Source organism: Rhodococcus sp. 06-156-4, from assembly GCF_002259345.1.
GTDB classification, from domain to species: domain Bacteria; phylum Actinomycetota; class Actinomycetes; order Mycobacteriales; family Mycobacteriaceae; genus Rhodococcoides; species Rhodococcoides fascians_E.
In genome coordinates, this window is record NZ_NPGB01000038.1 from 16606 (window position 1) to 36538 (window position 19933).

The window sequence follows — 19933 nt, forward strand, 5'->3', positions numbered from 1 at the left end:
ATGGACGAGCATGTCGATGTTCTGATCGTGGGTGCGGGGCTCGCAGGACTGCAGATGTTGCACGAAGTACGCACGATCGGCCTGACCGTCCGCGTGTACGAGGCAGGAGGTGATGCCGGCGGCACCTGGTATTGGAACCGATATCCCGGTGCGCGCTGCGATGTGGAGAGCCTGGAGTACTCGTATCAATTCTCCGATGAGCTGCAACAAGATTGGGAATGGACACGGCGATACGCCGACCAAGCTGAAATCATGCGCTACATCGAGCACGTGATGGATCGCTTCGACCTCGAACGCGACATCGAGTTCCACACGCGCGTACAACAAATGGTCTACTCCGACGCCACCGCCTCCTGGACCGTCCGGACCGATACCGGACACGAAATCATCGCCCGGTACGTCATCACCGCGACAGGTTGCCTGTCCGAACCCAACGTGCCCGAGATCCCCGGCCTGGACTCATTCGCAGGCGACATCCTGCACACCGGACGGTGGCCCCACCATCACGTGGCACTCGGAGGCAAACGAGTCGGTGTGATCGGGACCGGTTCGTCTGGGGTACAAGCCATCCCCCTGATCGCCCGAGACGCTCGTCAGCTCACCGTCTTTCAACGCACCCCTGCTTACACCTTGCCCGCAGGCGACGAACCGCTCGACCCTCAGCTCCAAGCCGCAATCAAGGCCGACTACGCGGGATTTCGTGCACGCAACAACACAGTTCCCACAGCCGGATTGTCCCGGTTTCCTACCAACCCGAACTCGGTGTTCCATTTCTCGAAGACAGAGCGTGAAGCACAGTTCGAGCACCTGTGGAACAGGGGTGGGCCGCTGCTCCTACGCTCCTTCGGAGATCTCCTCGTCGACCCTGCGGCAAACGAGGTCGTCGCCGACTTCGTCCGCACCAAGATCCGCTCGACCGTGGCCGATCCTGCAGTCTCTGCAACCCTCACCCCTCGCCACGTCATGGGATGCAAACGAATCTGCCTCGGCGACGGCTACTACGAAACGTTCAACCGTCCCAATGTCGACCTCGTCGACATTGCATCCCACCCGATCACCGAGATCACACCGACCGCCTTACGGACGACACACAGTTCGCACGACTTGGACATCCTCGTGTTCGCCACCGGCTACGACGCCATCACCGGCGCTCTCACACGCATAGACATCCGCGGCCGCGGCGGTCGAACGCTGCGCCAGGCGTGGTCGGAGGGCCCCCGCAGCTACCTGGGCCTGGCCACCTCCGGCTTTCCCAACCTGTTCACCATGACCGGCCCCGGTAGCCCGTCCGTCCTGGCCAACGTGCTGGTGGCAATTCATCAACACGCAACCTGGATCAGAACCTGTCTGCAACACCTCACCGACCATCACGTCCACAGCATCGAAGCCACACCACAGGCCGAACACGACTGGGGTCGACACGTCACCGACGTCGCCGCCGGAACTCTCCTCTCCTCGTGTGGCTCGTGGTACCTCGGGGCGAACATCCCCGGCAAGAAAAGGGTCTTCATGCCCCTCATCGGGTTCCCCGATTACGCCGCCCGCTGCGAGCAAGTAACCGCAGACGGTTACCCCGGCTTTCAACTTCTCCCACAACCGGTCTCGGCCGCCACACGCCCCTAGGAGCCCCCGTCATGCCGAACAGCACCGTCCCAAACATCGACTTCGACCACCACTCACCCGAATACTCAGCAGACCCGTGGGCAGTCAACACCGCCATGACCCAAAAGTGCCCGGTAGCCCACAGCTCCCACTACGGTGGCTTCTACGTGGTCAGCGGCTACGAGCAGGTCGCCTCAGTCGCACGTCGACCGGAAGTGTTCTCCTCGGCCCACGAGCTACCCAACACGCCAGGGCGACCGCAAGGAACGATCATCCCCGCGTCGACGTTTCGTGCCCTACCACTGGAAATGGACCCACCCGAGTATCTGGACTGGCGAAAAGCACTGAACACCTACTTTTCTCCCACCTCTGCAAAACGGCTCCGCCCACGGATCGAGGCCTACACGACGTGGTGCATCGACCAAGCCATCGAATCAGGCGAGATCGACCTCGTGATGGATCTCGCCAATGCCGTGCCGGCTCTGCTCACCCTCGACATCGTGGGCCTGTCGATGGACAACTGGCGCATCTACGCCGAGGCCGTGCATGCCCTGGCCTACACCCCATCCGACACCCCGGAATACAAGACGGTCGAAACCGGCTTCGCGATGCTCATCGGCGAAGTAATCAAGACCATTCCCCTCCGCCGTGCCCATCCCCGCAACGACCTCATCAGCTTCCTGACCCAGATGGAGATCGGCGGTGAGAACATCAGCGACGCAGACATCATCGCCGTCTGCAACGCCATGATCGCCGGCGGTATGGACACCACCACCGCCCTGCTCTCGTCGACGTTCGAGTACCTGGACCGCAACACCGATGATCGAGCACGACTGATCGATCACCCGGACGACCTACCGAAAGCATGCGGAGAGCTCCTGCGCTATTTCACCCCTGTTGTCTGTGTCGGACGAACAGCCACCGAAGAGGCACAGATCGACGGAGCCACCGTCGAACCCGGCGAACGAGTCCTGATCTCCTGGGCAGCAGCCAACCTCGACGAAAAGGTCTTCCCCGACCCCCTCACCATCGACTTCGACCGTGACACACGCAAACATGCAGCGTTCGGACTCGGACTGCACCGATGCATCGGCCGCCACATCGCGCAAATCGACTTCGAGGTCGTCGTCGGCCAAGTTCTCGACCGACTCCCCGGCTACCGCCTTGTCGACAATGCCGCCGTTCGATACCCCACGGTCGGTCAGATCAACGGTTTCGTGACAATGCCCGCACAGTTTGCCCCAGGGCCGCGAAAAGGCCCGCGATTCGACACCGCGAACGAACTGTTCGACAGCTTCGGAGACCAGTGATGCGCGCCCCGCACCGCCCAGAAGGGGACGCGACCGACAACGCACCGCACGACGCGAAGCGCACAGACACCCTGCCCACCTACCCCGCCCCCCGAAACCCCAAGTGCCCCTTCGACCCGTCACCGGAACTGCGTGCAGTACAGAATGACTCACCGATCACACGCGCGCAGATCTGGGACGGCAGCACCCCCTGGCTGATCAGCGGGTACGACGAAGCACGGACACTGCTGCGCGACCCACGCCTCAGCGCCGTACCCGAGCACCCCAACTATCCCCACTCCACCCCCAGTAAATTCATGCACCGCTTGGGATTTCTGACCATGGACGCCCCCGAGCACACCCGTCAACGCCACTTCGTGGCCAAACCGTTCTCCGCCAAACGCATCGAGGCGATGCGCACTCCGATCGAAGATCTCGTCAACGACCTCATCGACCGAATGCTTGCCGGGCCGCGACCTGTCGACCTCCTCGAAGCTTTCGCGCTACCCGCGCCGTGCACCGTGATCTGCCATCTGCTGGGCGTGCCCTACGCGGACCACCAGTTCTTCACAACGAGCGCCAAATCCCTGATCGATCCCCACGCCACCGCAGAGGACGCCGAAACCGCCCGCCAAGGCCTGATCGACTACATCTACCAGCTACTGACCGTCAAACGCACAGACCCCGGCGATGACATGCTCTCCGAACTCGCCCACGAACACGTCGCCACCGGTGACATCTCCCAACACGACGCAGCCATGACCGGGATGCTGATGCTCCTCGGAGGATTCGACACCACTTCCAACACCATTTCCCTCAGTGCGCTGGCCCTGACAGAAAACCCCGAACAGCGCGACACCCTCCTGTCGATGCGCACACACGACGAAATCGCCGGAGCCATCGAAGAACTCCTCCGCTACACCGCCGTCCCCCAAGGCGGACGACGCCGAGTCGCAACAGAAGACATCGACATCAACGGGATCACCATCCCCGCCGGCGACGGCCTCATCATCGCCGGCGACCTCGCCAACCGCGACGCATCAGCGATCACCGACCCGGATCGCCTCGACCTACGCCGGCCAGTGCACCGACATCTGACCTTCGGATACGGCCCGCACCAATGCCTGGGCATGCCCCTCGCACGACTCGAACTCCAAATCGCCATCCCCACCCTGCTCCGGCGCATCCCAACCCTCCACCGTGCTGTACCCCTGCAAGACATCAAGTTCCGAGAACACGCCATCGGCATCTATGGGGTGGACGAACTCCCCATGACCTGGTCATGACACCAGAACCATCAGGGCAATCAGCCCTGCGCAACACCATCTCCACGATCCTGACCACAGCGGTGCACGACCGAGTGGTCACCGGCCTCTACGTCATGACAGCCGACCGCGATGGCATCACGTACTCCGGCGGAGCGGGAACACGTGATGGCACAAACCCATGGACCGACGACACCATCGCTTGGCTGGCATCGATGACCAAACCGATCGTCGCCGTCGCCGCACTGCAACTCGTCGAGCGCGGTCTCATCGAACTCGACACTCCCACTACCGATCTGTTGCCCGAACTCGCCGCGGCGTACGTCCTCGAGGGATACGACGAGGATCAGCCCCGGCTCGTCCGCGCACGAGGACCCATCACACTACGAATGCTGCTCTCGCACACAGCCGGAACCGGCTACTCGTTCCTACACGCCGATCTCGCGCGCTATCTTCACGACAAGAAGGTGCCATCGAGCCTCGAACTCAAACTCGCCTCGATCGTCGACGCCCCGCTCGTCTACCACCCAGGCACCAACGCCATGTACGGCACCGGCCTGGAATGGGTGGGACTTGCCATCACCCGCCTGACCGGACACGACCTGGCAACCCACCTCCACGAGACGATCTTCTCCCCATTGGGTATGCGCGACACAACGTTCGGAATCACCGATCGCACTCGCTTGGCGGATGTACACACGAAAACACCTCACGGCCTGGTACCCACACCATTCGAGCTGCCCACCGATCCAGAATTCCACTCAGGCGGCGGCGGGCTGTACGGAACACCCCAGGACTACCTGACGTTCCTTCGCATGCTCAGTGCCGGCGGAGCCTGGAACGGTGTGCAGTACCTACAGCCGGATACCCTCGTCGACGCACAACGAAGCCACTCAGCATCTTTCGGGACCATCGAATCCGCTGATTACGCAACGTCGCACGACATCGACCTGATCCCAGGAATCAACACATCGTGGTCGTTGCTCGGCATGCGAAACGAGCAAGTCACACCCGCAGGCCGCCCAGTCGGAACCATGGCATGGGCCGGGGGCGCGAACACCTACTACTGGGCCGACACCGACAACGATAGATCGTCAGCAGGAGTGTTGTTCACCCAGCTCATACCATTCGCCGATCCACAGGTAATACGAGCATTCAATAACGTCGAAGGAGCAGTTCGTACCCGGACCGTACGTCGGCATACGAACTGATCAGCTGTTGCCGAAACCGTTCTCTGTCCGGTTTCGGCAACAGGGGCGGTACGATCCGGTCACAACCGTCCACTTGCTACATTTCAGACGGTACGTGCTGAACTAATCGAACGGCCCGGACGGACGCACGTCCGCCAACGTATATCGCGCAGGCTGTCAAGTGGGTCAACACCAACTAGCTATAACAGTTACTCATTCGGTGCGATGCAGGAATGAATATTGTTACTGGTTTCCTCGTTCGTCCTGGACTAGACCGTGATGTGACCGTTTTCGACATAGCCACAACCGACGGTCATCAGACACCAGAGGAAGTACTCCACGCACTCCGCGCTACCGCTGCCCGCAGCCGGATCGTGCGTACCGACGTCGCCGCCGCCACGGTGTGGACCAGCGACGACTGCCGAGCCGACCACAGCCCCAACCCATGGTCGGCGATGGTACTTGCCCGGGCACTGAACCTGATGCCCGATCTTTCACCCGACGACGTCATAGCTCACCCTGCGTTGACCTTTCGAGGGCTCGTTGTCGTCACCGGCCGCTGCCCTCTGACGGGCGCGCTGAGCGCGCTACGTCCGGCCCCTGACCCACTGGCTGACGCATCGTGAAACCTGGGGGTACCCACTTGAGATGTGACGAATTCCAGACTTCACTTGACCCCGGGCTCTGTCGAGGTTCTAGTCCACGACTTTCGCTCCTTGTCAACCCCATTCAGGGTTGGACTTGACCAACCTTCCGGACTCTGTTCATCCACCTCTGTGCGCCTTAAGTTCTCCCCTAGGAGAGTCCCCACCTGTCACAGCGAATGGAGTACCCGGAGATGACCGATCTGATCCGCGTAGCCTCCGATGAGCTGCGCGCCACGTCCGTCGCAGTCCTGCAATGGATCCGCGCATGGACACCCCACTCTCGAGCGGTAACCACCGTGTTCGGCATAGCGTGGCTGATCTTCGTGATTGTGTGCGGTTTCACCGGCGGAACCGTGTTGTTCGTGATGACCGCCGTCGTCGCTATCGCCGCTGTGCATCTCGTGCGCGGGGAATGGCGACGACCAGGTCGCAGCAATCCAGTTGCATTGTGCGACAACGCCCGCGAACACATTTGCACCCTCGTCTTCCGTCACTCCGACGGGCGCTGGTATCTACCCGACTGCATTACCGTCGGTCTGAATCCCGCCGACTTCACCGACCTCAGCGATCACTTCGATATCAACGACGTCATCACCCATCTCACCGCCGAAGCCGTCGATGTCACGCGCCGCTACTCCGCGGACACTCCGAGCGGAATGCTGCCCCTGGTCGAGATCGTCTCCAACCCGAAGGTCCGCGCTCGCCACTACGCCCTGCGTGGCTCCACGCATCCGATGTCCGACCACCCAGTGGAACCCACACGCGCCTACGGCGACCAAACCGACCTCCACCCCAGCGACAGTCAGGTGGCAACAACTCTCATCCCGGACTCACCCGGGCGTGGACCGACCTTGGTCGGTCCCGATAGTCGAGCGCACCGCGTCGTCGGTACCGAGATAACCGTCGGGCGGGGCACCTACTGCGACATCACCATCAGCGCCGACACCAGCATCTCGCGACATCACCTCACCCTGCGTTCCAACGATGGCGTGTGGTGGTGTGCCGACAACAGCAAGACCGGTACCTGGATCAACGGAGTGCGTGTAACCCCCGGCAGATGGACCGAACTCGCCGACGGCGACCGCATCGCGTTCGGCACCACATCAGGCACGAACACCGCCACGTTCTACCGAACGGGTGCCCATGCTGCCCGCTGACCGGAACCTGCTGTTCTCGCCACGCCGAACCGCCGACCCTGTGCGACACTTCTTAGCCCAATACACTCGGAGGAGAACCGCCTTGAGCAGTGACGTCCCCGCTCACGCGTCGACTCCGCCGACCCCGATGATCCGATGAGCGGCGGCGCGCCTCCACCCGACAATTCGGCCAAGGAAGACGACGGCATGGACCCCCCTGGGCCCGATGGTCGTCAGAAGCCGAAGTTCGACGTCGACAACAACTGCGGTTGGCTCACCAGAATGTTGCTGCGGATCGGCGGCTTCCACCGCCCGTGGATCGACAACAATTCCGACGCCTCCAAACTTGCCGCCCAAGCCGGGATCCTGATTCTGGTGCCTACCATCGCCTTCGGCGGCGTTCTGGCCAGTGCCTGGGCAGTCAACGTCGGGCACCGCTTCAACTACTGGTTCATCTGGGTCCTTGCCGCCGTGTGGGCACTGTTCGTATTCTGCGTCGACCGATGGATCATGACCTCGATCGACTACGGCGACCTATTGGTCGGACCCCAAAACTGGCTTCGGCGAGCATGGCGTTCGGCATGGTTCTACCTCGCACGCATCGGGATGGCGGTCGTCGTCGGTTACGTCATCTCCGAATCGGTCGCTCTCGGCATGTTCAACACCGCAATCGAACGGGAGCTGCCGAGCATCCAGTCCGACAACCTCACCGACTACAAAGCATCCATAGGCGCAGAGTACGACACAGCAATCGCCGATGCGAAAGATGCGCGCACAGCCGCCGAAAACGCTCGAGATATAGCCAATAGCACCCGGGAGACTGCCCAGGCTGATTGGCAGGATGAACGTCGGGGGACTGGAGGCACGCTTGACGCCGGCGACAGTCCCCCCAGCGCGAACTGTCTACTTCCGAGCGACCCGCGGGAGATCTGCGCGGAAAGCAACAGAAGATACGTGTACAACCAAGCCGACACGACTGCAATTACCAGCCAGCAGAAGGCCCTAGAGGCGCAGGACCTCGTTCGTACGCTGGAGAGCACCCGCCAGACTCGAATCGACGAGAAGGCCGCCAAATACGAAGCGGTCAACGCCGCCGACACCAATGCTGTGACTCGCCACAGAGCCCTTGTCCGACTCATCGGCGACGACCTCGGATACAGATGGTTCTACATCGTCATCATCGTCACGCTACTTGTCGTCGACCTCACCCCACTGCTGCTCAAACTATTCGGCCCTCACACTCCCTACCTGGAAAATGCGCGACGGGACGCAGCTCGTCTGCGCGCCCGCACCACTGTCCAAGTAATCGAAGGCGCGAAGGGCGAAGCGGACGCCCAATACGACTTGGACGACCGCAAGCACCGCAACCGGGCGAACACTGTGGCCCATGCCGGTGACCTCGACGAACGCGAGCACCGCAACCGGATGGACTCGCTGACCCGAGAACACGAGCACACCCTGGCCGACGCTGCCGCGAAGCACGCCGTCGCACAGACCCGTGAAGCGCTGCACAAACTGTCGGACGACTCCGCCGCCGCAAAGGATCTGGCCGACCACTATCTCAAGACCGCGTTTGCACACCTGAAAGAGCGCCGCCACCGTCCGCGCGCAACCCCCACCCAGCCATACACACAACAACACCCGCGCAACGCACAGCAAGGTGAACAACAACCCGACGACCTCAGCGGCGAGACCCCAACTCCGACACCGCAACCCCCACAGACACCGCAACCGCAACCCCCACCGGCGCCGGCACCGGCACCGCGCGCAAGCAACCACAGACCTCCTGCTGCTTCGCCGCGCGATGAGTACGGACTCGAGATCGGCAATGTGTTTCCCGACGACACAGTCGACAACCCGCTCGACAGGCACTGGCGAATCACAAAGTTCTGGCGACACGTCAACGGCGGTTCTCTTCTACTCGCCGTCGACGAGGACAGTCCCGACAACGGAATCGAATACGTGATCAAGGTCTACCTCCCCGACCGCTCCTGGAAGCTCCGAAAGCGTGATCGGGCCCAAGGCCTCGCCGAACTCGATGCTGTTCCCGCACTGGGCGTGTCGATAAACGACGCCGTCGCAGACGTCTACTTTTCGGACATCTACCAAGACCAGATGGTGATCGTCACCCGACGATATCCCCACACCCTGAATACATTTCAAGACGCCCGAATCAACGGCAACGAGCCCGGGGGCTTCGACCTTGCCCTGGTACTGCAGATCGCCGAACGACTACTCAGCGCACTGGCCTGGTCGTGGACGAAAAGAGAGAAGGGGGCTCGCGCGTACCTGGATATGAAGCCCCCCAACATCTGCATCGACAACGACGGCACCCCGAAGATCATCGACTGGGCACTTTCTCGCAGTCTCGATGAGGCCGCACACACCAGCTCACGGCTGCGGTTGCAAAGCCTCTTCTACTCGCCACCAGAGCAAGGCTCAGCAGGGCAGCTGTGGCCGACCCACCTCGTTGCCGCCGACATCTACGCCTGGGCCGCAACTCTGTACGAGATGATCACCGGGAAGCCGCCGTATCTGTACGAGGCCGAACAGCAAGGAATCACCCTCAACGACTTCCAAAACGGCAACCCTCGTGCCGAAAGGGCCTTGGACTCATATCGCAGACTGCGCAGTGGGCCTCTCACCCCGGTTTCGAAGTTCGCACCGTTTGTACCCGAAGGTCTCGACAACTTGCTGCGTCGATGCCTCGACCCTGCACCCGAAAGACGCCACGTAGTGCCGACGGACAACAGTTTCGACGCACGTGTGAAAGCAGCTGAACGTAGCGCGGACCAGCTCATTCGATGGCTACGACTCGTCAAACAAGATGCTCTGCACGTAGACGCAGGCGGCGCGATACCGGCAGCCCAACAGGTCGGTAACTTCACGCGTTTCAAGAAACCTCCCAAGCAACAACAGCAACAGGACGTCATCGGCAATGCTGGCCATCTGGTTCAACAGCAGCACCAGCCGCGAACACCGCACCCCGACAGTGTGCCGACCGACGACCCCCCTTACCTGCCACCGGACAACGATCCGGACGCGCCGCGCTCACCCGCCATCAATCGCTAACGGAGTTCCGATGCCCATCAAGTCAACAGGCCGGCGGTTTCCACGGCCACGCGTGTCGAAGCGTTCGCTGCGGCGACGTCTCGACCGACTTCGGCACTGCCCACTGATCGGACGAGTCGGGACCATCGCGGTGGGTGCTCTCATCGCGGCCGGATTGTGGATGATCGATTGGCGGATGGGCATGGCGATCATTACCGCGCTGTTGGCCGGCTGCGGACTGTGGTGGTTGGCGTCTCGACGCGGCACACGAAACGGTGCTGCCCGAACCGTCGAACTGAGACCCGTCTCGCACACGCCCACCACCGACCGCCTCGGCAAGGCGTCGCTCGACAACACGCAGCGCGTCTTTCTACATGATCTGCGCGGCACGAGCGATATTCCACCCATCGAGTTGCGAGGCGAAACAGTGACGTTGGGGCGCGCACGAGGTAAAACAGCGGTCGTCACCGATAGAAAAACAAGACGCCAGCGTGCGCACTTCGTCCGTCACCCACAGACGCGTCGGTGGTGGGTGACAGCGTTGTCCGGCGCGCCCATCACCGTCGATGGGCATCGCCTGTACGCAGGCCAACCGCCGTTCGAGATACACGACGGCGCGGTCCTGATTGTGGGGGCTTCGGTGTATCGCGTCACGTACGTCGGCGAGCAACATTTCCCGCCGACCATCCCCGTCGGACAGGTACACACCGAGCGTGCTGCGCCCGCCGTGCGACAAAGCCTGCCCCACACACTCGGACGACCTATTCCCCAACCAGCCGGTGACGAGTCACCCACGCAGGCAATGGCACCCGCAGCAGCAGCGCCTCTCAAACTCCAAGCAGCCGGGGAGACCTCGGCGGGCGACCGCCGTCACAACAACGACGTTTTCCTGATTCGAGGACACACATCAGCGATTGCCGATGCCGCGGGCGGCGGCGAAGACGGCGTCCTCACAGCCCGAACCGTACGCGCGACACTACGAACCCTTCTGCCCACCTCGCCTATCGACGACGTCTTCGCCGCCACTGATCAAGCACTTCGAGGACTCCGCGGACGCTCGGTTCTCGCCGCGCCTTCCACGCTCGACGTCCTGACACTCGACACCTCCACTTTCACTGTCTCCGGCGGGCACGTGGGAGACAGTCAGGTGTTTCGTGCCCACACCGACACAGCCGACGACACCGTTCACGTCACAGCGATGACACCAGCCCTGCATCAGCACGCTGCCCTGGACAACGCAATCGGGTTCTTCTCCGACGCCCCAGCGGGCTACACCTACAAGTTGTCTCGATGGCACCAGCCAGCAGTAGCCAATGACCGCTACATCATGGTCACAGACGGCTTCCTCAACGCCTGGTCCGGCCCGCACACCCAAATGGACACCACACCTGATCGAGACCCTGAAGACGCCATACGTGAGGTTCTCGGATCCCAGCCACCGGATGCCAGTCCCGCTCGACTAGCAGAAGCACTCGTTCGTGCGGCCCTTTCTGAGCACAAACGCCACGGCACAATCGCCGACAACATCACCGTGGTCGTGGCGCATCTGTCACCCAGTGCTGAACCGGAACAAGGAGGATCCCGTTGAAAGCGCCCTATGTCCTTCCACCTCTCGAGACTGGACAGCACGGATTCCACGTCGAATCGATCTACACGCCATTCACAAGATACATACTCAACAATTTCGAGGGCGACCCAAGACTGAGCAACAACTGGTGCCCCGCAGTTGTCCGGGACACGGAGACGGGCGCATATCACGTGGTCAACCACAGCGAGTACCCCGTATACGTCGCGATGAGCGTACCGCTTAAGTCATCCAGTTTGTCATACAGGCAGGTGAAACTTGATGCAGCAGAACCTGAACACAGACTGGGTAGCCACACCTACGGCGCAGTACTCGAACAATTACCCAGAGAAGCACGCGAATCAGGAGACGCCCGCGATGAGCGCAAAGGCAATCGCTTTGCACTGTCAGAACCTGGTGCCCGTTACCGCATAGCGGTTGGACCACCTCCAGCGTTTGCAGTCCACGCCATCCGCCGCCAGCGCGAGTACGTTGTACTGGTCGACACGCCCGAAGCAGGCCCCGACACATCGAATTCGGATCTTATCCCGACTTTCGTACCGAACGAGCATATCGAACAGCTTTCATCCAACGAACACATTGCTCGGGCGCTGCGCGAATGGCTACACGACGACAAGCACAAAAGCACTCTTTTCTGGTTGACCTTTCGTGAATATGAATTCATTATCGGCGGGTTCTCGAATCCCAAAATCGTCAGAAAAGGCAAGATAGAAGAGTGGCTTGGAAGCTACTCGATCAGCGAGACAGGCGTATTCAAGAATCTCCACAGAGTCATGGATAAGCATTTCGACGATATCAACAAGCTGTCATGGGCAAGCGAAGATGGCCTCAATCCAGGGATGAGTCGTTGGCTGGTTGACCACCACGTACTCACTGTCTCGGACGTCACCGACTTCGACAACGAGATGAAGAAGGTACACGGTTCGGGATGGACGTCGCTGTTCGGTTGACACAAAGAAGCTGCTGAAGCAGAAAGTGAGCGGTGTTCACGAACAGTCGGCCTCTAGACTCCGAATACCAATTCCCACTAGGTCTCGCGAGGTCGGCGGTGTCACAGCGTTACCGCACATCCGGACGTCTCGTTGCTTGGTTCCCCCGCGTAGAACGTACGAGGACGGAAATCCCATTGCGCCTTTGAGTTCCGGTACGTCGAGCATTCTGAAGGACAGGTCTTCGACGGCGATCGGTCGGCGTGTGGACTTTCGATGGTGAGCGGCAGCGGGCACGACCAAGCCATGGTGGTTACCCGATGCCGTCACGGTGCAGAGAGCGTCGCTGACCGATCGCGCAGTCGAACCTCCACCTCGCAGCTCTGCGATGAACGGGGTGATCACCGCATGATGGCGGCCGCCCGCGGATACGGTCGACAGCGCCTCCGAGGTTCGATGATTCTTCGACTGGCCCCGCAGCACCGACACGAACGGCTCGAACACCGGGGCCCGCCCCTCAGACGGCCGTGATCTTGCCTGCCGATACTCGAACAGCGTGCCCGCGGCTTCTCTCGCGTCCTCGGCATGCGGAGCTGCCCAATACCGGTCGATGCCGGCCTGGATTCGTGCGATCGTTTTCGGCTTCAACGGACGAGTGCGGTCCCCTATCCGCTGGCCGGTCTTGGTCCAGTCGATGATGGTCGAGGCAGGGAGCCAGTCGGGCTCGAGCACGGTGTCCGCACACGCACGTGCGGGGCACCGGTAGGAGTACTGGCTACGGTACTTACCCACAGCCACCCCTGGGTTCTTCCAGGCCTGCAACGCACGCACGGGCCCGCAGCGAGAGCAGGTTGCCGGCGGACGGACCACGGTCTCGAAGTCAGGTGCCCGGTTGCCGGCCTTCCAGAAGCACACATAGAGGCGATCGCGGGACTGCGGCGCTGGTGTCCCAAAAGTCCATGAGTGCATCGAATTCAGGCAGATAAGGCGATGTTCGTAAACGAGGGCGTGCATCGCCGCGATCCATGGCCTGTAGAGAGGCCATGAGTAGATCTCGACGACGTTCTCGACGAAAACCAATTCGTATCGGTGATACTCGGTGAACCGAACGACGTCCCACATCGTCGCCCTCGATCGCTCGGCGGCCTCGGACGGTAGGTCGTCGGACAGTAACGAGATCTGCGCGGCGAGGCGCTTGGCCCCGCGAGCATTCGAGTGCCAGGTGCATTCGGGGCTGAACCATCCGATTGTCGTGCGAGGAAACAGCTTCGGAGTGATCTGAGAGAGGTCCGCGAGGATGTGCTCGGTGTGCTGGTGGTTGTACTGGTGCGTCTCGATTGCCTTGTCCCAGTGGTTCGACGCTGCCGATACCCTCACCCCGGGGATGGCGATCATTCCGGTCGTGGATCCGCCGGCACCGCAGAAGAAGTCCGATGCCGTGATGTCGAGCGATCCACTCATCGTCCGGCTCCGTCGGGCACGCTGTCCCACACCCGTCGGTCGAGGATCCGGCCGGCGGCCTTACGGCCGACTCGTCGAACTTCGGTGCCGTCGTCGAAGTGGTGGTAGTCACGGAATCTGGCGATCACCTCCGCTGGTGCCCACTCGCCCCACTGCTTGAACAGAAAGGGCACATCGGCAGCGGTGCACTGGTCCCGGATCTCTCGTACCCATCGCGGATGCATAGGCCGTGCCCCGCGGCCGGACTCACCGCCGACGATCACCCAGTCAAGCGCTGGTTCGCGCTCGCCGCCGCATTTCGAGTCTTCGACCGAACGGAGCCCGTCGCGAGTCAGCGCTCCTCCGATTCTGCTGGGTCGTAGGCGCGTGAAGTCGATCGGTCCGAGGAGCGGTTCGGCAGAGACGAACCGAAGAGCTGCAGGCGTGTCCAGCAGCGCCCATACTCGCAAGGTCTGCAGTCTTCTGGTCTTCGGCCGAGACGCCGATCCACAGGTTCGGCAGCGGCCAGCTCTGGTACCAGACATCGGCGGGGCGGAAGGCTGCGACGACGCCAGCGATGGCGTCGTCGACGGCGCGGCGGAAGGCATCGGACTGGAGCAGTGCCCGCATCCGAGCGGGTCTCTTGGTAAGCAATTGAAAGGTGTGCTGGCGGGCGAGCGCGATCACCGCGAACACCCGGGCGATGTAGTCGTCCGGGATTGCTGGATGGAAGAGGTCGCTCATCGAATTCACGAAAATCCGGCGTGGCCGGCTCCATCGCAGCGGCTGGTCGAGCTTGCCGGGGCGCATCTCGACGTCGAATCCGTGCTCGAAGTAGTGCCCCGGTGTGCCGCGGAACCGCTCAGCGAGGGTTTGGGCGTAGCAATGATCGCAGCCCGACGAGACTGCGGTGCAGCCGGTGACCGGGTTCCAGGTTGCGTCGGTCCATTCGATGGCCGTGGCGTCGCCCATCATCGCTCTTCCGGGTCGTGGAGGGCATCGAGGAGCTGGAATCGTAGATCGGCGTCAATCGCGAACGAGATCCCCCTGCTGGGCAATTCGATCGTGTAGCTGTTTCGATCAGGTGCGGTCGTGATGATCCATGGGTTGGGGTGGAGCGGGACAGCGTTTGTGTCGGTGGTGGGGTCGGTTTCGGTCATGGCGTCCTCCGAACGTTGGGTCATTGGCTGCAGACGCTCGACGCTGTTTGCGCATCGGCGCTGGTGATGTCGAGGTCGTATTTCGCGGCCACGGTGAGATACGAAGTGACGTAACGGCATTGGTATGGCGCGTTGGGTGGCAGCCAGGTGTCGATTCCCTTGTCCGACTTCTGCTGATTCGTACGTCCGTCCACCGCGAGCAAGTTGATGTCGACGGCGTTGGCGAAGGCGGTTCGCTGGTCGATCGACCAGGCCCACGCCCCTGCGTCCCACGCCCTCGCCAACGGGTACACGTGATCGATCTGAATCTTCCCGAGGTCGTCGATCGTCGATCCTGTGTAGGGGTCGTGGAGTATCCCTGCTGCGACTTTGCAGTCGCGGGTTCCGGGCTTGAACTCGACGTCGATCAGTTGGGTTGCCAGGACGTCGTTTCGAGTGTCACAGCCGTTGTGCGATCCAGGGGCGGACGAGTCATCGGTCCACGCCGGGCCGAACACGCACCCTGAGCCCTTCTTGCAGGATCGGTCGTATCCATCGACGTCTGCGAGCGAGTCCACCGTTTCGAGCTGAGCGAGGAGCTGCGCGATGGGTACAGGCGTGCTCGCCGCGGCTGGGTCTGGGGTGTCGACCACCGCTGGTCGTGAGAGCGGATCGGCGTGCGTTCCGAACGTGTACGTCCCGACCGCGAGTACGGCCATCACGATGGGCACCGCGATGCGGAGTCGTCCGCGCGCGCTCATCGAACCGCCTCCGCCGGCAAGTCGGCATGCCCGCAGCTTCCGCGCCGCCTACGGTCCGAACGGTCTGACCAACGATGCAGTAGTGCCAGAGTCAGAGCCGAGAAGGCAGCGAGCAACGTGCCGGCCAAGGAGATGACCAAACTGACGGTGACCAGATCCTTCACGATCGGCAGAGCCCCGTTGAAGATCGCGAGCATGCCGACGACGTAGCCGACACATGCAAGCGCAACAGTGCGAGCCTCGCGGCGGCCATCTTCGGCCGCGAGGTGGCGCTCTACGTCGTGGATGAGGCCGTCTCGGCCGGATTGTGGGTCCATCAGGGAGTCCTTTCGTAGTGAGCGCGATAGCAAACGCAGTCCTGCACGGGGTAGATAGCGTCGCGGTGAGGTCTGTGACAGCCGGCCACTGAATCGCACCCCAGGAGCGTTCTCCTGTGGCCGCACCGGGCGGGCAATATGCGCCCGGGTGTCACAAGCGTTGCGAGTTCGGGGCCGTCGGGTACTGGTCTAGTGGCCGGTCGCCGGGATGGACCGGGCCGACGTTGCGACGCCACGGCCCGGTCAGGTAGTCGTAGTGCTCTTGAGTGAAATCGGAACCGATCAGATCTCGTACGACCAAGCCTCGGCCGACATCGCGGGCAGCGACTCTGGCAGCCCCGCATCCGAGGACGCCGAGCAGGTTCATGGTCGCTGTGAGTTCGTGACGCCGATTGTCGCCGCAGGCCGCCGTGTGGGCAGCGTGTGTCGCTTTCCGCCAGCCGGGTGCGCACCACCACGCGGCGCTGACCGTCTCCGGTGCGGTTTCCAGCAGATCGGACTCGACGTCGAGGGTGCGCGCCAAGTCGAACACCTGCCGCCACCGCAATCCGAAAACCACCTCGAAAACGTGGTCCGTCAGCTCATGGTCAGGAACGGTTGGTCGGAAGCGGTCGGCGGCGTTCGGAGTAGCAGCAAAGTACCTCTCAGACAGGCCGTGTTGCATCCGGCGATGGACTTCGCTGGCGATGGCGCTGTGCGCCTTACTGTTCGAGCTGCAGCCGGTACTGCCGGCAGCTCGTGCGTGCGGTGAGAGGTCGACCGAGGGCGGCCGCGTTGTCGAGATCGAGGATTGCATGGGTACTCCCGTTTCTGTGGGACAGATGGTCGGTCTGTCGATCAATTTCTGACTGGTCTCTGTGCCGCTATGCGACCAACAACGCGGCGCGATATCACTCTGCTGCTTAATTTTCCGATCTTTCAGCGCCGTCCAGCCAGTCACCGATCCTGCCGCGGACGGCGTCACCACCGGGGGGATCGTCGTAGGCGTCTTCGAGCGCTCCCCGCGCTCCGGATGAGATGACCGCGAGATCGCAGTCTCGTGTGTCGGCCCAGTCGCCCCACGTCCATCCCCTTCCTGCGTCGATGTGAAATTGTGTTGCTGCAGCCGGAACACCGTCGACGAAGACTTGGATGTGGGTAGGACCATCTGGATCGCGGACGACGATCACCTCGATCCGAAGTGCGGGGGCGAATTTTCTCGTCACGATGTCGCACCGGCCAGACGCTCCGGTCTGTCGAACTCCCCTGCCGCCCGACTGTTCGAGTTCACAGTCCGGTGGCGCTGCGACGAAGCCTCTCTCGGTGGTCGCACACCCTGGACGGGATCGGTATCCATTGCGCCACTGCGGCGTCGAAGCAGCCACTCGATCCCAGTTGCTACAGCACACGCCGAGCAAGAAGCGGCGAACACCATCGCTACACGGCGCGGATCTCCGTCGATGGCGGCATGGTCGGTCCGGCGTAGCAGTGCAGCCCAGGCCAATCCGGCAAATGCAGCAAAAACCGCCAACACTGCCGCCACACCACGCGCTACGGCCAGCGCGCAGTCTCGCGGCGAACCCGAACTGCTCGCAGGTCCATGATTCCTACCGTCGATCCGGACGAGGACTCTCATATTCGACACACCTCTGCTCTTCTCGGAAGTCGGATGGTCAGTCCGCTCATCTGGTGAAAACGGCGACAACAACGAAATGGTCGACGCCGCGGCTTCGTGGAACCACCCACCAAGCCGATACGCCAGGACACTACCCACCGGACCCGGAGTTCGCTAGGGCTCAGCAGCGAAAACGTCCCCGGCGCACCCAGTGCCGGGGACGGGCCTGGGGCGAGCAGCGACCCGGCGCACCGAACCGCCGCTCACTCCTCTCCCCAAGGCGTCCCCTACTCGGTCCCGTACAGCTCGCAGCGGTAGTGGTCTTGACCGCGTTCGTCCACGGCGTCCCAATCGACGCCGACGGCGTCGGCAAGGTGCCGCAGGTCGCCCAGAAAGTCTCCGAACACCGTTGTCAGCTCCTCGGTTTCGAGGCCGATCGGCCTGGCGTATGCGATCAGCCCTTCGGCAGCGTTGGCCGCTCGAACACCGTTGTCCCGGCTTCGGGTATCGAGGGTGTAGCCGATGCGCGGACGCTCGCGTCCCTCGACCGATGCGCGGAGTTCTTTCGACGTCTCGATGCCAGGTAGTCGCTCGGCCTTGTACTCGATAGATGCGTCGGACATGTTGTGTGCCTTTCTTTTTGTGGGAATCGCTACACGATGGGCGTGCAGTGCAGTGCGGCCATCAGGCCGGTATGGATGGCGTGAGCCGGGGATGGTTCGGCGTGTTGGAGGACGTGGGCGGTGGCGTCATCGATGACCACGGTCATGTGGGCTCGGTGGCGGGTGAGCATCACGCACGCTCTGCCGGAGTCGAGATTGAACGGCTCGGCTGTCCGGTACCCGGCAAGCGGGTGCAACACGACAACGGCGGCGCGTTCGAGGCCTTGCAGAGAGTTTGCGGTGCCGACAAGTACGTCGGGGTGATCCGAGAGCAAGGCCCGGACAGCGGCAGCCTGCGTGACATGAGGGACGACGACAGCCAGGTCCGCCGCTGTCATGGCCCGCTGCCCGTCCGGTGTGGTCACATCGGCGTCCAGCAGTTCTCGCGCGCGCAGGGCGCACTGTGTGGCCAGGACGGGGTCGGTTGGGCCTCCGATGACCCGCACTGGCCGATGCGCGAGTTCAGGCAGGTCGGGGCCGCTGGAATCGGTCAGATGCTCCGGTGGGCGACGGGAAGTAAAAGGCAGGCCGGGGTAGAACAGCGGTTGAATGAGGGCCGTTGTCCTCGCGCCGAGACGCCAGGTGTGTTGCAGACGGACCACGCCGACCGAATCGCCGTGAGCTGCTTGCAGAGCGAGGGGGGCAGGCAGGTTCGGTGCGGTCTCGCTGCCCTCCCACCGCGATACGTCTCCTGTGACCACCGGATCGATCTGTCCGGGGTCTCCGACGCAGACGACCTGTCGAGCCATCGCGCCGAGCGCCCCCAGATCGGCGTAGGTGCATTGCCATGCTTCGTCCACGATCAACACATCGGCACCGATTCGGTCCGGGTCCGAGAAGAGCCACCGCGCCGTGGTACCGATGAGAATTGCGCCAGTCTCATTCGACCACCGCACTTTTCGTCCTGCCACTACGGGAGTGTTTCCACTGTCGGGGAGGGGCGCTTTCGCTTTCCAGATCAACGCTGCTCGATCTGTCAGCGCGCCGAGCCGACGTGCGATTTCCACGGCTTGTTCTCGGGTTTGCGCCGCGATACCCACCCGTAGGTCTGCGCGATGGGCCAAGGCGGCGGCGAGCAACGCGACCAGTCGAGTTTTTCCTGCGCCCGGTGGTGACGGGACGACGACGGCGGGGTCTCCGGACCACACAGAGAACAGCACGCGTGCAGTGATCGGGTCGGCCATGATCTGTGATCCGGGCCAGTGGGCGGGCGATGACGGTTCGGTTCCCGTGAAAGGTGTTGCGGCGGTTTTCGGGGTGTCCGTTCGGGGTGCGACGATACGCATTGTTGTGCCGTTCTTCTTCTAATGTGTTGTCAGTGAACAT

17 protein-coding genes and 1 pseudogene are annotated in these 19933 nt (G+C 62.4%); 9 read left to right on the plus strand and 9 right to left on the minus strand.

The annotated features are described in order from the left end of the window. From CH290_RS27985 to CH290_RS30080, 9 genes are all read left to right on the plus strand, one after another. On the plus strand, positions 1–1623 hold the full coding sequence (locus CH290_RS27985) for a flavin-containing monooxygenase (protein WP_033188528.1): 1623 nt from the start codon (positions 1–3) through the stop codon (positions 1621–1623). An 11-nt stretch (positions 1624–1634) separates the two neighbouring features. Beyond that, positions 1635–2912 (plus strand): cytochrome P450, encoded by a 1278-nt coding sequence (locus CH290_RS27990; RefSeq protein WP_032364847.1) that lies wholly within the window; start codon positions 1635–1637, stop codon positions 2910–2912. Beyond that, positions 2912–4177, plus strand: a complete 1266-nt coding sequence (locus CH290_RS27995) for a cytochrome P450 (protein ID WP_080733000.1) — start codon at positions 2912–2914, stop codon at positions 4175–4177. Before CH290_RS27990 ends, CH290_RS27995 begins: the two co-directional genes overlap by 1 nt. Next, the gene (locus CH290_RS28000) at positions 4174–5367 is read left to right on the plus strand and encodes a serine hydrolase domain-containing protein (protein ID WP_052049303.1); all 1194 of its coding nucleotides are present in this window, start codon (positions 4174–4176) and stop codon (positions 5365–5367) included. Before CH290_RS27995 ends, CH290_RS28000 begins: the two co-directional genes overlap by 4 nt. 260 nt (positions 5368–5627) lie before the next feature. After that, complete coding sequence (locus CH290_RS30075) at positions 5628–5972, plus strand: hypothetical protein (protein WP_032364846.1); 345 nt, start codon at positions 5628–5630, stop codon at positions 5970–5972. Positions 5973–6184: 212 nt separating this feature from the next. Then, positions 6185–7150: an FHA domain-containing protein gene (locus CH290_RS28005; RefSeq protein WP_032364845.1), complete on the plus strand. Its 966-nt coding sequence runs from the start codon at positions 6185–6187 to the stop codon at positions 7148–7150. A gap of 186 nt (positions 7151–7336) precedes the next feature. Continuing rightward, entirely contained in the window at positions 7337–10201 is a 2865-nt protein-coding gene (locus CH290_RS28010) for a DUF4407 domain-containing protein (protein WP_170945382.1), read from the plus strand. Between the two features lie 10 nt (positions 10202–10211). Continuing rightward, entirely contained in the window at positions 10212–11768 is a 1557-nt protein-coding gene (locus tag CH290_RS28015) for a SpoIIE family protein phosphatase (protein ID WP_170945381.1), read from the plus strand. A gap of 248 nt (positions 11769–12016) precedes the next feature. Beyond that, complete coding sequence (locus CH290_RS30080) at positions 12017–12715, plus strand: hypothetical protein (protein WP_141214628.1); 699 nt, start codon at positions 12017–12019, stop codon at positions 12713–12715. Positions 12716–12751: 36 nt separating this feature from the next. On the opposite strand, the gene CH290_RS28025 is transcribed toward CH290_RS30080, so the two are convergent. The 9 genes and pseudogenes from CH290_RS28025 to CH290_RS28065 all read right to left on the minus strand — a co-directional run bounded on the left by CH290_RS28025 (position 12752) and on the right by CH290_RS28065 (position 19893). After that, positions 12752–14155 carry a DNA cytosine methyltransferase gene (locus CH290_RS28025; protein ID WP_032364842.1) on the minus strand — a complete coding sequence of 468 codons (1404 nt, stop codon included), beginning with the start codon at positions 14153–14155 and terminating at the stop codon, positions 12752–12754. Next, positions 14152–15106, minus strand: a pseudogene (locus tag CH290_RS28030) (DUF5131 family protein). Before CH290_RS28030 ends, CH290_RS28025 begins: the two are co-directional and overlap by 4 nt. Next, complete coding sequence (locus tag CH290_RS28035; RefSeq protein WP_139278549.1) at positions 15106–15294, minus strand: hypothetical protein; 189 nt, start codon at positions 15292–15294, stop codon at positions 15106–15108. Before CH290_RS28035 ends, CH290_RS28030 begins: the two are co-directional and overlap by 1 nt. A 20-nt stretch (positions 15295–15314) precedes the next feature. Further along, entirely contained in the window at positions 15315–16034 is a 720-nt protein-coding gene (locus CH290_RS28040; protein WP_032364841.1) for an HNH endonuclease family protein, read from the minus strand. After that, positions 16031–16351 carry a hypothetical protein gene (locus CH290_RS28045; protein WP_015586223.1) on the minus strand — a complete coding sequence of 107 codons (321 nt, stop codon included), beginning with the start codon at positions 16349–16351 and terminating at the stop codon, positions 16031–16033. The genes CH290_RS28040 and CH290_RS28045 overlap by 4 nt, the downstream gene beginning before the upstream one ends. A 151-nt stretch (positions 16352–16502) precedes the next feature. Beyond that, positions 16503–16910 (minus strand): hypothetical protein, encoded by a 408-nt coding sequence (locus CH290_RS28050; RefSeq protein WP_032364840.1) that lies wholly within the window; start codon positions 16908–16910, stop codon positions 16503–16505. Between the two features lie 343 nt (positions 16911–17253). Beyond that, positions 17254–17556: a hypothetical protein gene (locus tag CH290_RS28055; protein ID WP_032364839.1), complete on the minus strand. Its 303-nt coding sequence runs from the start codon at positions 17554–17556 to the stop codon at positions 17254–17256. A gap of 676 nt (positions 17557–18232) precedes the next feature. Further along, entirely contained in the window at positions 18233–18568 is a 336-nt protein-coding gene (locus CH290_RS28060) for a hypothetical protein (protein ID WP_032364838.1), read from the minus strand. Between the two features lie 29 nt (positions 18569–18597). Further along, the gene (locus tag CH290_RS28065) at positions 18598–19893 is read right to left on the minus strand and encodes an AAA family ATPase (protein WP_032364837.1); all 1296 of its coding nucleotides are present in this window, start codon (positions 19891–19893) and stop codon (positions 18598–18600) included. Between the last annotated feature and the right edge of the window lie 40 nt (positions 19894–19933).

Coding starts and splice junctions, on each gene's coding strand:
- CH290_RS27995 (WP_080733000.1), top strand. CDS start 2,912: ATGCGCGCCCCGCACCGCCCAGAAGGGGACGCGACCGACAACGCACCG.
- CH290_RS28015 (WP_170945381.1), top strand. CDS start 10,212: ATGCCCATCAAGTCAACAGGCCGGCGGTTTCCACGGCCACGCGTGTCG.
- CH290_RS27985 (WP_033188528.1), top strand. CDS start 1: ATGGACGAGCATGTCGATGTTCTGATCGTGGGTGCGGGGCTCGCAGGA.
- CH290_RS28060 (WP_032364838.1), bottom strand. CDS start 18,568: ATGTCCGACGCATCTATCGAGTACAAGGCCGAGCGACTACCTGGCATC.
- CH290_RS28040 (WP_032364841.1), bottom strand. CDS start 16,034: ATGAGCGCGCGCGGACGACTCCGCATCGCGGTGCCCATCGTGATGGCC.
- CH290_RS28025 (WP_032364842.1), bottom strand. CDS start 14,155: ATGAGTGGATCGCTCGACATCACGGCATCGGACTTCTTCTGCGGTGCC.
- CH290_RS28065 (WP_032364837.1), bottom strand. CDS start 19,893: ATGCGTATCGTCGCACCCCGAACGGACACCCCGAAAACCGCCGCAACA.
- CH290_RS27990 (WP_032364847.1), top strand. CDS start 1,635: ATGCCGAACAGCACCGTCCCAAACATCGACTTCGACCACCACTCACCC.
- CH290_RS28005 (WP_032364845.1), top strand. CDS start 6,185: ATGACCGATCTGATCCGCGTAGCCTCCGATGAGCTGCGCGCCACGTCC.
- CH290_RS28000 (WP_052049303.1), top strand. CDS start 4,174: ATGACACCAGAACCATCAGGGCAATCAGCCCTGCGCAACACCATCTCC.
- CH290_RS28035 (WP_139278549.1), bottom strand. CDS start 15,294: ATGACCGAAACCGACCCCACCACCGACACAAACGCTGTCCCGCTCCAC.
- CH290_RS28010 (WP_170945382.1), top strand. CDS start 7,337: ATGGACCCCCCTGGGCCCGATGGTCGTCAGAAGCCGAAGTTCGACGTC.
- CH290_RS28045 (WP_015586223.1), bottom strand. CDS start 16,351: ATGGACCCACAATCCGGCCGAGACGGCCTCATCCACGACGTAGAGCGC.